Raw genomic sequence first — 12,888 nt, 5'->3', positions numbered from 1 at the left:
TTATAATTCTTTTACGGCCATCTTAAACTGATTGCCACGGTCCTCATAGTTTTTAAATAAATCAAAGCTTGCACAAGCCGGCGACAGCAACACGGTATTTCCTTTTGTTGCCAGATGGTAGGCTACCTGCACGGCTTCGTGTGCAGAAAATGTATTCACGATCACTTCCACATCATTTTCGAAAGCTTCATGGATCCTTTTGTTGTTCTTGCCCAGGCAAACTATTGCCTTTACCTTCTGCTTCACCAGGTCCTTCAACATCTCATAATCATTCCCTTTATCAACCCCCCCCATGATCAGGATCACCTCCGGATTTACACTTTCCAGTGCATACCAGGTAGAGTTCACATTCGTTGCTTTGGAGTCATTGATATAATCTACACCTGAGATCTTAGCCACATGCTCTAACCGGTGTTCAATATTTTTAATATCTCCCATACTCTCACGGATCGTCACGTTGCGGATTTCCAGTACTTTCGCAACTATGCCCGAAGCCATAGAGTTGTAGATATTATGCTTGCCCTGCAGGGCTAACTCTGAGATTGACATGGTTAATGGGTCTATTGGATTTATGTTGATATGTATATTGTTGCCTTCGAGATATGCGCCCCCTTCTACCTTTTTACGGATAGAGAACGGGCTTCTCTTTGCGTTTATCTTTGCATTTTTCAATGCCTTTATCGTTTCTTCATCGTCCGCACAGTAGATAAAATAATCGTCCGCGGTCTGGTTCTGTGTAATGCGCATCTTCGATGCCGCATAATTCGCCATTTTGTAGTCGTACCTGTCCAGGTGGTCTGGCGTGATGTTCAGCAGAATGGCAATATCAGCTTTAAAGGCATACATATCGTCCAGCATAAAACTTGATATTTCAAGCACATACCAGTCAAAATCCTCCGTAGCTACCTGCGCTGCAAAACTATGTCCTATGTTTCCTGCCAGTCCTACATTTAACCCTGCTTTTTTCAGGATATGGTACGTCAGCATTGTTGTGGTCGTCTTTCCGTTTGATCCGGTAATACAGATCGTTTTTGCAGCAGTATATCTTTTTGCAAATTCGATCTCAGAGATCACAGGGATATTCTTTTTTTTCAGCGTTTTGATCACCGCAACTGTATCAGGGATACCGGGACTTTTGATCACCTCAATGGCGTTCAGGATCAGCTCTTCGGTGTGCTGTTTCTCCTCAAATGCGATATTCAAATCAACCAGGGTCTGTTTGTAGCGGTCGGCAATAGCACCAAAATCCGAAACAAAAACGTCAAAGCCCTGCTTCTGCGCCAGCATTGCTGCACCTATTCCGCTTTCACCAGCGCCGAGTATAACAATCCTTTTTCCTTCCATTACCTCAGTTTTAAAGTGATAATAGTGATGATAGCCAATAAGATACTAATGATCCAGAACCGGGTTACGATCTTGGCCTCATGATATCCCTTCTTTTGATAATGGTGATGGAGCGGCGACATGAGGAATACTCTCCTGCCTTCTCCAAAACGTCTTTTTGTATACTTAAACCAGGATACCTGGATCATGACCGAGAGCAGTTCAACTACGAACACCCCGCACAGTACCGGGATCAGGAATTCCTTTCTGATCATGATGGCAAAAGCAGCAATAATACCGCCTATCGCCAGACTTCCCGTATCTCCCATAAATACCTGGGCGGGGTAAGAATTGTACCATAGAAATCCGACACATGCTCCTACAAAGGCACCTGCAAAAATCATCAGTTCTCCCGAATTCGGAATATACAGTATATTCAGATAATCGGCCATCATCGTATTACCCGATACATAGGCCAGCAGGCCGAGGGTAATTCCAATAATTGCCGAGGTGCCTGTAGCCAGTCCATCAATTCCATCCGTGATGTTCGCCCCGTTTGAAACGGCAGTGATAATAAACGCAACAAAACATACGAACACAATAAATGCATATTTCTCAGAACCCGGAAGGAAATTCAGCACCTTGGCATAATCCAGCTCATGGTTCTTATAGAAAGGATAATTCGTAATCGTAGATTTCACGTCCTGGGTATAATAAAATTTTTCTCCTTTTTGTCTCAGCACCATCGGCGCATTACTTTTGCTTGCAGCCGTTTCATCTACTGTTTTCCTTACTACAATATTTGGATTGAAATACATCGTCCAGCCAATGATCAGTGCAAGTCCTACCTGACCAACAACCTTAAACCTGCCAGCCAGTCCTTCCTTATTCTTTTTAAATACTTTAATATAATCATCCACAAAACCCACTGCACCCATCCATATGGTAGTAACGATCATCAGCAGTACGTATACATTCGTCAGGTTTGCAAGTAATATCGTGGGCACAAGAATCCCTGCCAAGATAATGAGTCCACCCATTGTTGGTGTACCCTGTTTCTGCATTTGACCTTCCAGTCCCAGGTTTCTTACCGTTTCTCCCACCTGCATTTTATGCAGGTAATTGATCAGCCTTCTGCCATACACAGTAGTGATGATCAGTGAGATTATGATAGCGAGCGACGTACGGAAAGTAATATACTGGAACAACCTTAGTCCAGGGAACTGATAATGTGCGTTTAAATATTCAAATAGGTGGTATAACATCAGCTGAGTAAGTTTAATTGTTCCGTTAAGACTTCTTTATCATCAAAATGATGTTTTACGCCATTGATTTCCTGGTATTTCTCATGCCCTTTACCGGCAATGAGGATAATATCGCCTGGCCTGGCCAGATGACATGCTGTTTTTATGGCCTCCTTCCGGTCGGCTATGGTTAATGTTTTACGTCTGTTGGTTGGAGATACTCCGGCTTCCATCTCTTTCAGGATCTCCATCGGGTCTTCCGTTCTCGGGTTATCGGATGTCAGGATCACTTTATCGCTCCAGTCGCAGGCCACCTGTGCCATCACCGGTCTTTTGGTCCTGTCCCTGTCGCCACCACAGCCAATCACTGTGATCACCTGTTCTGTACCTTTTCTGATATCATGGATCGTGCTCAATACATTCTGAACAGCATCAGGTGTATGTGCATAATCCACAATACCGATGATCTGTTTTGCATTGCTCACGTAATCAAACCGTCCTTCGGCACCGCTCAGGTTACTCAAAATAGTCAGTACCGCCAGTTTATCCTGGTCCAGCAGCAATGCAGTGCCATAAGCAGCAAGCAGGTTATAGGCATTAAATGAGCCTACCAGTTTAAAAAAGACATCCACTCCATCGATATCCATATTGAGGCCGCTAAACCGGTCCTCGATCACCCGGCCTTTATAATCTGCCAGTTGCTTTAGTGCATAAGTCTTTTTAGAGGCCTTGGTATTCTGCAGCATGACCATCCCGTTTTTATCATCAGCATTGGTCAGCGCAAAGCCAGACTTTGGCAGCACATCAAAAAATGCTTTTTTAGCCCTGATATAATTATCAAATGTTTTGTGGAAATCAAGATGGTCATGCGTAATGTTTGAGAACACTCCGCCTGCAAAGATCAGCCCTTCTATCCTGTGCTGCACTATAGCATGAGAACTTACTTCCATGAAACAATAGGTACAACCGGCATCGGCCATCTGCCTGAGCAGCTTGTTTAATGCCAGCGGATTAGGCGTAGTATGAGTGGCAGGAATAATGTCATCATCAATCTGGTTCTGTACCGTAGAGATCATCCCGGTATGGAAACCTAAACTCCTGAACAGCTTGAATAAGATCGTGGCAATGGTAGTTTTCCCGTTGGTACCGGTGATTCCCACCAACTTTAAAGAAGCGGATGGGTTTTTATAATAGTTGGCCGCCATTATTCCCAGGGCAATGCCGGTATCTTCCACCTCGATGTAAGTTACTGCAGCGTCTTTCTGCTCAGGGAGTTCCTGACAAATGATCACATTGGCACCAGCTGCAATTGTTTGCGGAATAAAAGTATGTCCGTCAGACAAAGTTCCTTTCACAGCAAAAAATACCGCATCTTTCTTTACCTCGCGGGAATCGAAAGTCAGCACACTGATTTCCCTGTTGGTTGAACCAACCAGGTTTGTTATCGCTACTCCATATAGAACATCCTGCAATTGCATGTTATCGTAAAGCTAATTGTACCAATAAACCTTTTCCAATCTTCGTTCCCGAGGGGATAGACTGGCTTTCTACTTTTCCACTTCCAATGATCTGTGTTTTTAAACCGGCGTTGCCTAACAGGTACAGGGCATCTTTTAAGCCCATTCCTACCACATTGGGCATCATGCCTTTCACAGCACTGTATTCTTCATATACAATCCCGTTGCTGGTGTCTACGCTATTGAAATAATCAGACTTTGCAGCATAAAGGGTTTTTATTCCCAGGGCGTTATAAACTTTTTTCACCGCTTTACTTTGTCCCGCTTTCGCTTCAGGGCTTTTCGTATTTCCTACCAGGTGCACATCACTTACGCTATTGTACATCTGGGTATCACTCGCATAAATGCGGTCTGCAATTTCTTTAAATACCGGGCCGGCAACCGTTGAGCCATAATAGCCATGTTTCGGTCCGTTGATACAAACGATGATCGAATACTTGGGCTTATCTGCAGGAAAATATCCGGCAAACGAAGCCTGGTAGCTTTTTTTAGCCTTATATCCTTTATTTCCATCGGCTACCTGTGCAGTTCCTGTTTTACCGGCTACCCTGTAAAACGGAGATCCCATCAGTTTACCGGTACCTTCAGTAACTACGCCCTCAAGCATTTCCTGCATTTTTTTCAGCGTTTTCTCAGAGCAGATCATGGGATTGATCACCCTTGCTTTGAACTGCTCCACCGGGTTACCCAAACGGCGGATCTCCTTTACAAAAATTGGGGAGATGTACCTTCCGTTGTTTGCCACTGCGTTATAGAAAGAGAGCATCTTCAAGGGGGTCAGCTGCATTTCATACCCATAGGCCATCTGTGGCAGTGTCAGGTTTTTATTCCAGCTTCTGTTTTTTGGATTTTTCACCACAGGCTGTGCTTCACCCGGTATCTGAAGTCCCATTTTTTCATTCAGGTGCCAGTCATACAAGTGATCGGTAAACCTGGATTGTTCCTCTCTGTAATGTGTATTCACCAGTTGGGCAACAGCGGCGTTTGAAGATTCTTCAAATGCCTTTTTCACTGTAACCACACCAATACTTCCATGAGAATCCACAATCGTTTTACCGGGAACATGGTAAGAACCCGTTCCGATCATTGTATTCGTATCTACCTTCTCGTCTTCCAGCAGTGCCATGTAAGAGGCTACCTTAAAAGTAGAGCCCGGATCCTGATTACCTGCAATGGCATAGTTAAATTTTTCCTTGTACTCTCCCGGAGCAACCTGGGTATAGTTGGCAATGGCCCTGACTTCTCCTGTATTTACTTCCATGAGGATCACCGTACCATGGTCGGCATCACTCAGGATCAGCTGTTTTTCCAATGCGCTTTGCGCCAGGTCCTGCATGTTGATGTCGATCGTAGAAATGATATCAGCACCCTCTTTCGGTGCGATCTCTGCCTCTTCATTCACCGGCATCCATACGCCACCGGCAATCCGCTGTACCAGCCTTTTGCCGTTTTCGCCATTGATATAATTACCATAGGCCCCTTCCAGGCCAACGCCGTTGGCTACATTTTCATTTTTGTAGCCAATGGTTCTGGCTGCAAGAAACTTGAAAGGTTTTATTCTTTTGTTCTGCTGAATAGCCATTAGGCCACCGCTGTACTTCCCGATGTTATACAGGGGGAACGAACGGATCATTTTTAGTTCCTGGTAATTTACCTTGCGCTTGATGAGCAGGTACCTTACGCTGTCTGCCCTTGCCGAACGGAGTATTCGCGAATATTCCTTTGGCGTTTTATCACCAAAGAACTGGGAAAGTTTCATGGCCAGGGAATCCACCTTGCCGTAGAAGACCTTGCTGTCGGTAATTCCCCCGGCGTACATATCCATGCGTAATTCATATTCAGGCACCGATGTAGCCAGCAGGCTGCCATCATTAGAGTAAATGTTTCCACGGGCCGCCTCCACGTTGATATACTTTGTAGAGAGACTATCGGCCATGGCACGCCATTTATGTCCCTCTACAAATTGTACATCGCATAATCTGATCAATACTGCCACGGCAAGCAGTACAATCAGTCCGAAGGACAAATAAACACGTAATAATATGTTAGCTCTAATGTTCATCACTGCTTACAATAATTTTTTTAGGAGGTTCTGTCAGCTCTTTTATACCCAACGTATCTACTTTTTTTGCTACTTCTGTCAGTTTGCTTTTGAACATCAGGTCTGCCTTAAGCGACTTATACTCCCAGCTCAGTTCTTTAACTTCTTTGTTTAATTTATCTATATCCCTGATATTCTTTACTGCCATATGGCTGTTCGCGATGTATAACATCGTGAGCAGCGACAAAAAAACGAGGAAAGGCATCATCGCAGTAGCTGATTCTTTTGAAACCACGCCCTCTGTGAAAAGCTTCCGGAAAAAGATGCCCGCATGATCGGTATCCTTTTCCTTCTTAGGCTTTAGCTTGATTACCGGCTCTTCCGGTAATTCCTCTTCTTCCTCTATTTCTTCTCTGAACTGGTTATTCATAACTTCTCCCCAATTCTTAGTTTTGCACTTCTGGCCCTGCTGTTTTTTTCCAGTTCTTCCTCATCTGCAATGATGGCCTTCCGGGTAACCGCTTTAAGAGGCTTTTCTTCATTGCCAAAGAAATCTTTATCTGCCTCACCCCTGATCTTACCTTTGGCAATAAAATTCTTAACCGGCCGGTCTTCCAGTGAGTGATAAGACATCACCACCAGTCTTCCTCCGGTATGGAGCACTTCTGCGGACTGCAGCAGAAAACTTTCCAGCACATCGATCTCGGCATTTACTTCAATCCGTAAAGCCTGGAACACCTGGGCCATATATTTATTCTCTTTTCCTTTCGGGATATGTGCAGCAGCAGCCTGTTTAAAGTCGGCCAGTGTTACAATAGGCTGGTTTGCGCGAAAAGTTACTACCGAGCGCGCCAGCGATTTTGCATTCTTTACCTCTCCGTAGATTCCGAAGATCCTGTGCAGCTTTTCTTCAGGATAGGTATTCAATACATCAGCAGCCGTAAGCTTGCCCTGTTTATCCATACGCATATCCAGAGACGATTCAAACCGGGTAGAGAAACCACGCTCAGGTTCATTGAACTGATGCGAGGATACCCCCAGATCGGCCAGTATGCCGTCCACCTGTTTGTAACCCAATAAACGCAGGTTATTTTTGAGGAAAGCAAAATTCTGATCAACAAAAAGAAAACGCGGATCGTCAATTTTATTGCGTTGCGCATCAGGGTCCTGATCAAAAGCAATCAGCGTCCCGTTTTTACCTAATTTTTGCAGGATTGCCCTGGAATGGCCACCGCCACCAAAGGTAACATCCACATACACACCGTCAGGCTTTATATTTAAACCGTCAATGCATTCTTTCAGCAGTACCGGTACATGATAATCAGTTTCCATCTTCCCCCCTCTTTTTATTTCCCATCACATCTTCGGCGAGATTTGCAAAATCTTCAGGCTCGCTGTCCATTAAACTATCATAAGCAGATTTAGACCAGAGCTCAATTTTATCAAACTGGCAGGCCAATACTACTTCAGTGTCAATACCGGCAAATTCAAGTAATGACTTTGGCAAATTCACCCTGCCGGCAGAGTCAAGCGTCAGTTCTGTTGCGCCGCGTGTAAAAAAACGAATGAATTCCCTGGTCTTTTTTTCAAACTGGTTAAGTTTACTCAGTTCTTCCACGATGCCTTCCCATACTTTTTTAGGATAGATCACCAGGTGTTTTTCAAAACCCCTGTTCACCACAAGTCCCTCCTGGTCAACGTTTGGCAATTGTTTCTTCAGACCCGAAGGAACCATCAAGCGGCCTTTGGCATCCAATTTACAATCAAATTCTCCTAACAGTTGAACCATTATAGTATCTACACTTTTTATGTAGTGTAAAAATAGATACTTCTACCACTTTTTACCACATTCTACCACAAAAAAGTTATCAACATACTATTTTCCCCATTTTTCCCCACCTCACACGCAAAAAGGCCACTTTTTCAAGTGGCCTTTTTGGCGGACGAATGTCCGATTCTGGTATAATCTGATCATTAACCCGTTGAATATCTGGGCCAATGTTACGAATTCCGACTTATTTAGTCATTAATTGCTTTCACGCCCGGCAATTCTTTACCTTCCATATATTCGAGTAAAGCACCACCACCTGTAGAAACATAACTTACTTCATCTTCCAGGCCGAACTTGGCAATTGCAGCAGCAGAATCACCACCACCAATCAATGAAAAAGCGCCGTTTTCTTTTGTGGCAACCACTACTGCTTCCGCAATAGCACGTGTTCCCTGCTCAAAGTTAGCCATTTCAAAAACGCCCATAGGACCATTCCACAGCAGGGTTTTTGATTTTTTGATCACATCAGCAAAAAGTTCAACAGATTTCGGGCCGATATCCAATCCCATCCAATCCGCAGGAATTTCGCCTGAATCTACATTTTTCTTCTGTGCGTCATTGTCAAATTTATCCGCAATCACAGTATCTACCGGAAGGAGGATATTTACACCTTTTGCTTTTGCTTTTTCCAGTAATTCCAGGCACAGTTCCATTCTGTCAGCTTCTAATAAAGATGTACCGATTTCACCGCCCTGTGCTTTGGCGAAAGTATAAGCCATTCCGCCACCAATGATCAGGTTATCAACTTTATCCAGTAAACTTTCGATCAGCAGGATCTTATCTGAAACCTTTGCACCGCCCATGATGGCTGTAAAAGGTTTATCAGCATTGCGGTTTATTTTTTCTGCATTTTTCAGCTCTTCAGCCATCAGGTAACCGAAATATTTTTCAGTCGGGAAGAATTCTGCGATGATGGAAGTAGAAGCGTGTGCACGGTGAGCTGTACCAAAAGCATCGTTCACATATACATCACCTAATTTTGCAAGCTTTTCTGCAAAATCTTTATCGCCTTTTTCCTCTTCCTTGTAAAAGCGAAGGTTTTCCAATAATAATACTTGTCCCGGTTCAAGGTTCTTTGCTTTCTCAGCAGCATTTGCACCGATACAATCATCTGCAAATTTCACTTCAAGATCAAGCATTCTTGACAGGTCACCTAAAATGTGCTTAAGTGAATATTTATCTTCCGGGCCACCTTTCGGGCGACCTAAATGCGACATCAAGATCACAGATCCACCATCATTCAAAATTTTAGTGATAGTAGGTAAAGCTGCACGCATCCTTTTATCATCTGTGATATTGAAGTCTTTATCCAGGGGTACATTAAAATCTACCCTGATTAAAGCTTTCTTGTCTTTAAAATCACATTGGTCAACTGTTTTCATCTGCTTATTCATTTATTTTTAATTGTTACATGGAGCCTTTGATGATTAAAATAATTATTAAACACACAATGCAATAATTATTTTAATTATGTCGGGTTCATCTGTTTATTTATTTTATGTAAAATAGACTGGGTTTAACATCTCTAATCCTTTAAGGGTACTGAAAACCGGCCATGTTCATACCATATATTCCTTTTACCCGGTAATTATACTTTTACTATTTGGTATCGCATATCAAAATGTGCCCCTATCCCGGGAACTTCAAATTCGGCAGAGATCACTTCAAAGCCAAGCTTTTTGTAAAATCCAAGGGCCGTAATCCTTGCGTTGCACCAAATATAAGAAGCCTGAGCAGATGTAAGCTCATTAATTGCAAAATTAATCAGCGCTGCACCAAAACCTTTTCCGGCAAATTCCGGATCAGTAGCCATTCCCCTTAATCTGAATCCGCCTGCACCATTTTCAGGGTAATCTTCAAGAAAAAAAGTTCCTACGCAAACCAGCCTGCCCCCTTCAAAGTATCCGAGATGAAAAATACCTTCTGCATTATCCGTAGGTAAAACACATGCCGGAAAAGGTCTGCCGTTCCTCAATACAGCAGTACGAAGCGGATAAACTTCCTCTAAAGCAATTTTTCTAATCATTTTTTGACATTATTTTAAGTACCAAATCTACTAATCTTGCTGAATATCCCGACTCATTATCGTACCAGCCTACTACTTTCACCAGGTCGCCAACGATAGAAGTGAGCAGGGCATCAAAGATACAGGAATGGGGATTGTCTAAAATATCTACAGAAACGATCGGGTCTTCAGTATACTCCAGTACATTAGCCATTTCATTTTCAGCTGCATGTTTAAATGCTGCATTGATCTCTTCAATGGTTGTCGGTTTCTTCAAAATACAGGTAAAGTCTGTGAGGGAACCATTCAATACGGGGACGCGGATCCCTGCTCCTCCCAGTTTACCTTCCAGGTGCGGAAAAATACTGGTAACGGCCTTCGCTGCGCCGGTACTGGTAGGGATAATAGATGCAGATGCTGCCCTTGCCCTGCGCAGATCCTTATGAGGACCGTCATGCAGGTTCTGGTCTCCCGTCATGGAGTGAACTGTAGTGATATAACCATCCAGTATCCCCCAGTTATCATCGAGAATCTTTAGCATTGGTGCCACATTGTTGGTGGTACAGGATGCGTTGGAAAGAATCGGTGCAGTGATATCGATGCTGTGATCGTTCACCCCCAATACATACATTGGTATATCCTTATCAGCAGGCGCAGAAATCAAAACCTGTTTCGCACCGGCCTCCAAATGCTGCTCTGCCCCTTTTCTGGTAGTAAATTTGCCTGTGGCCTCTAAAACAAGGTCTATTCCCAGCTTGCCCCATGGCAGATTTTTTGGCTGCTGTTCCTTGTAAACAAATATCCTTTTTCCGTTGATAATCAGTGCCTCATCATCAAATGACACCTCGCCTTTAAAGCCTCTGTGAACAGTATCATATTTAAAAAGATGTGCAAGTGTTGCCGGATCAGCAAGATCATTTATGGCTACTACACTGATGTTTTTTTCAAGCGCCGCACGTAAAAATACACGGCCTATCCTACCAAAACCATTAAGAGCTAATTTCATTTTATATTCTGTTGAAAGGCACAAAATTAGCTATATTCTATTTAGTAACAGCCAATTTCTGATTGTTTTACATCAGGTTTATATACTTGCTGCCGGCCGAAAAAACAGCAGTTCAAAGCTGATAAAAATGGGATAAATGTATACTAAAAAAAGGCTGCCTCAATTGAATGAAACAGCCTTTAATTAAGATCTGGCACCGACCTACTCTCCCACGTGTTACCGCAGTACCATCGGCTCTGGTGGGCTTAACTTCTCTGTTCGGAATGGGAAGAGGTGGACACCACCGATATAGACACCTGAATATTTTGCCATTTTATCTTGCGATAAAATGTGTGATATCTTATTGATGCCCAAAGATAGCCAAAAATCCCATATATACAGCTTCTATTTGAATTTGTTTGATCAGTGGCGTCACAACACTCTAAATATTCGTATATTCAGGTAAGAATTCTAACCAAATATCTTTCCGGACATTTAGCCTAATCATGCCCTGCATAAATAGGAGGGCTACTTTTTATATCATAGCTTTTTGACCGGAAGCATGCAGAAGATCATGATAACGGACTGGCCTGTCAATCGATTCAAGGGATTAAAGTCAATGCTCTGCATTGTGCTCTTTTCCATTTTAGCCATGCATATTCCAATTTTATCAGGTGCCCAATCTTTTGAATTCGATGGAAAGAGAAAAAAAGATGTGATCAGTTTTATCAGGATTAAAAATCTGATCGTTATACCTGTATTTATCAATGGAAAAGGCCCGTATAATTTTTTATTAGATACGGGTGTTGGACAAATGATCATTACTGACACGTCTTTTTTAAAAAGTCTGAATGTGAAATTATTCAAAACCTATAAAATACAGGGATATGGCCTGGGGAAGGAGATAGAAGCGATTTTAACAAGGAACATAACCGCGAATGTCGGGAAGTCCGAAATCAGGAACATCCCTGCGGCAATCTTTAAGGAGGACATATTTGATCTCTCGTCTTATCTTGGAATGAAGATTCACGGCATATTGGGCTATTACTTTTTCAAAAGCTTCATCGTGAAGATCAATTACTCATCAAACAGGATGACATACTATGCGCCGGATACCAATCCCAGGATCAAAGGAGCAAAAATCCCTATGCAGATATTAAATGCCAAGCCTTATATCCATGCAAAGATCAGAATTGATTCTGCGACAACAACTGATGTACATTTGCTTGTAGATAACGGATCCAGTCATCCGCTTTTGCTGGAAGCCATCGGTGATCAGCCTTTTCCCTTGCCAAAACATACGATAGCGGCAAACCTTGGTGTCGGGATCAACGGAGTGATCAGTGGTGCAATGGGCCGTCTGCCTGCCTTAAAACTAGAGAAATTCAACTTCAATAATATACTGGCAGGCTTTCCGGAGTACAGTACAAAAAGAATGGAGATTGAGGGCACACCAAGAAATGGTACCCTTGGTGCAGAAGTCCTCAAACATTTTGTAGTTACTTTCGATTATCAGCATGAAGTAATGTATCTCAAAAAGTCAAATGCTTTTAAAAAGAAATTTGATCATGACATGTCCGGTATGGAGATTTACACAGCAAATGCGCCTAAATTCAAATATATTATTGGAAGGATTGAAGCAGGTTCTCCAGCTGAAACAGTTGGTTTAAACGAAGGCGATGAAATTCTGTCCGTAGATCTCAAGCCTATGGGAAATTATACGCTGAATGACCTTACGGAGATATTCAGAGATCACGATGGCAGGCAGATACTGATAGAAGTATCGCGAAAAGACGAAAGGCATATGGTAATCCTTAAATTAAAAAGAAGGATATAAACACGAACCACCCGTATACAAGAAAAGCCTTTCAGTTTCCTGAAAGGCTTTCTTTAAGATTTGGCACCGACCTACTCTCCCACGTGTTACCGCAGTACCATCGGC

The 12,888-nt window shown here is 42.9% G+C and carries 11 protein-coding genes and 1 rRNA gene; 1 reads left to right on the top strand and 11 read right to left on the bottom strand.

Going from position 1 to position 12,888, the window contains the following annotated elements; translation table 11 throughout:
• From murD to rrf, 11 genes are all read right to left on the bottom strand, one after another.
• The gene (gene murD, locus BLW16_RS19200) at positions 1-1,344 is read right to left on the bottom strand and encodes a UDP-N-acetylmuramoyl-L-alanine--D-glutamate ligase (protein WP_090559501.1); all 1,344 of its coding nucleotides are present in this window, start codon (positions 1,342-1,344) and stop codon (positions 1-3) included.
• The gene (mraY, locus tag BLW16_RS19195) at positions 1,344-2,588 is read right to left on the bottom strand and encodes a phospho-N-acetylmuramoyl-pentapeptide-transferase (RefSeq protein WP_090559500.1); all 1,245 of its coding nucleotides are present in this window, start codon (positions 2,586-2,588) and stop codon (positions 1,344-1,346) included. The genes murD and mraY overlap by 1 nt, the downstream gene beginning before the upstream one ends.
• On the bottom strand, positions 2,588-4,045 hold the full coding sequence (locus BLW16_RS19190; protein ID WP_090559499.1) for a UDP-N-acetylmuramoyl-L-alanyl-D-glutamate--2,6-diaminopimelate ligase: 1,458 nt from the start codon (positions 4,043-4,045) through the stop codon (positions 2,588-2,590). The genes mraY and BLW16_RS19190 overlap by 1 nt, the downstream gene beginning before the upstream one ends.
• 1 nt (position 4,046) lies before the next feature.
• The gene (locus BLW16_RS19185; RefSeq protein WP_090559498.1) at positions 4,047-6,146 is read right to left on the bottom strand and encodes a penicillin-binding protein; all 2,100 of its coding nucleotides are present in this window, start codon (positions 6,144-6,146) and stop codon (positions 4,047-4,049) included.
• A complete protein-coding gene (locus BLW16_RS19180) occupies positions 6,136-6,555 on the bottom strand; it encodes an FtsL-like putative cell division protein (protein WP_090559497.1) in 420 nt (139 codons plus the stop codon). The genes BLW16_RS19185 and BLW16_RS19180 overlap by 11 nt, the downstream gene beginning before the upstream one ends.
• Positions 6,552-7,457, bottom strand: a complete 906-nt coding sequence (gene rsmH, locus BLW16_RS19175) for a 16S rRNA (cytosine(1402)-N(4))-methyltransferase RsmH (RefSeq protein ID WP_090559496.1) — start codon at positions 7,455-7,457, stop codon at positions 6,552-6,554. Before rsmH ends, BLW16_RS19180 begins: the two co-directional genes overlap by 4 nt.
• Entirely contained in the window at positions 7,447-7,914 is a 468-nt protein-coding gene (gene mraZ, locus BLW16_RS19170; RefSeq protein WP_090559495.1) for a division/cell wall cluster transcriptional repressor MraZ, read from the bottom strand. The genes rsmH and mraZ overlap by 11 nt, the downstream gene beginning before the upstream one ends.
• 230 nt (positions 7,915-8,144) lie before the next feature.
• Positions 8,145-9,338: a phosphoglycerate kinase gene (locus BLW16_RS19165; RefSeq protein WP_090559625.1), complete on the bottom strand. Its 1,194-nt coding sequence runs from the start codon at positions 9,336-9,338 to the stop codon at positions 8,145-8,147.
• Between the two features lie 206 nt (positions 9,339-9,544).
• Entirely contained in the window at positions 9,545-9,982 is a 438-nt protein-coding gene (locus BLW16_RS19160; RefSeq protein WP_090559494.1) for a GNAT family N-acetyltransferase, read from the bottom strand.
• Positions 9,975-10,967: a type I glyceraldehyde-3-phosphate dehydrogenase gene (gap, locus tag BLW16_RS19155; protein WP_090559493.1), complete on the bottom strand. Its 993-nt coding sequence runs from the start codon at positions 10,965-10,967 to the stop codon at positions 9,975-9,977. The genes BLW16_RS19160 and gap overlap by 8 nt, the downstream gene beginning before the upstream one ends.
• Before the next feature lie 188 nt (positions 10,968-11,155).
• A 5S ribosomal RNA gene (gene rrf, locus BLW16_RS19150) occupies positions 11,156-11,267 on the bottom strand.
• 331 nt (positions 11,268-11,598) lie between these two features.
• On the opposite strand from rrf, the gene BLW16_RS19145 reads away from it, so the two are divergent.
• Entirely contained in the window at positions 11,599-12,783 is a 1,185-nt protein-coding gene (locus BLW16_RS19145; protein WP_175470646.1) for an aspartyl protease family protein, read from the top strand.
• Positions 12,784-12,888: the final 105 nt, after the last annotated feature.

The organism is Pedobacter hartonius (assembly GCF_900107535.1).
Lineage (GTDB): Bacteria > Bacteroidota > Bacteroidia > Sphingobacteriales > Sphingobacteriaceae > Pedobacter > Pedobacter hartonius.
The sequence above is the reverse complement of the archived record's forward strand: the minus strand, read 5'-3'. Positions and strand labels throughout refer to the sequence as shown.

Coding starts and splice junctions, on each gene's coding strand:
- murD (WP_090559501.1), bottom strand. CDS start 1,344: ATGGAAGGAAAAAGGATTGTTATACTCGGCGCTGGTGAAAGCGGAATA.
- mraY (WP_090559500.1), bottom strand. CDS start 2,588: ATGTTATACCACCTATTTGAATATTTAAACGCACATTATCAGTTCCCT.
- BLW16_RS19190 (WP_090559499.1), bottom strand. CDS start 4,045: ATGCAATTGCAGGATGTTCTATATGGAGTAGCGATAACAAACCTGGTT.
- BLW16_RS19185 (WP_090559498.1), bottom strand. CDS start 6,146: ATGAACATTAGAGCTAACATATTATTACGTGTTTATTTGTCCTTCGGA.
- BLW16_RS19180 (WP_090559497.1), bottom strand. CDS start 6,555: ATGAATAACCAGTTCAGAGAAGAAATAGAGGAAGAAGAGGAATTACCG.
- rsmH (WP_090559496.1), bottom strand. CDS start 7,457: ATGGAAACTGATTATCATGTACCGGTACTGCTGAAAGAATGCATTGAC.
- mraZ (WP_090559495.1), bottom strand. CDS start 7,914: ATGGTTCAACTGTTAGGAGAATTTGATTGTAAATTGGATGCCAAAGGC.
- BLW16_RS19165 (WP_090559625.1), bottom strand. CDS start 9,338: ATGAAAACAGTTGACCAATGTGATTTTAAAGACAAGAAAGCTTTAATC.
- BLW16_RS19160 (WP_090559494.1), bottom strand. CDS start 9,982: ATGATTAGAAAAATTGCTTTAGAGGAAGTTTATCCGCTTCGTACTGCT.
- gap (WP_090559493.1), bottom strand. CDS start 10,967: ATGAAATTAGCTCTTAATGGTTTTGGTAGGATAGGCCGTGTATTTTTA.
- BLW16_RS19145 (WP_175470646.1), top strand. CDS start 11,599: ATGCATATTCCAATTTTATCAGGTGCCCAATCTTTTGAATTCGATGGA.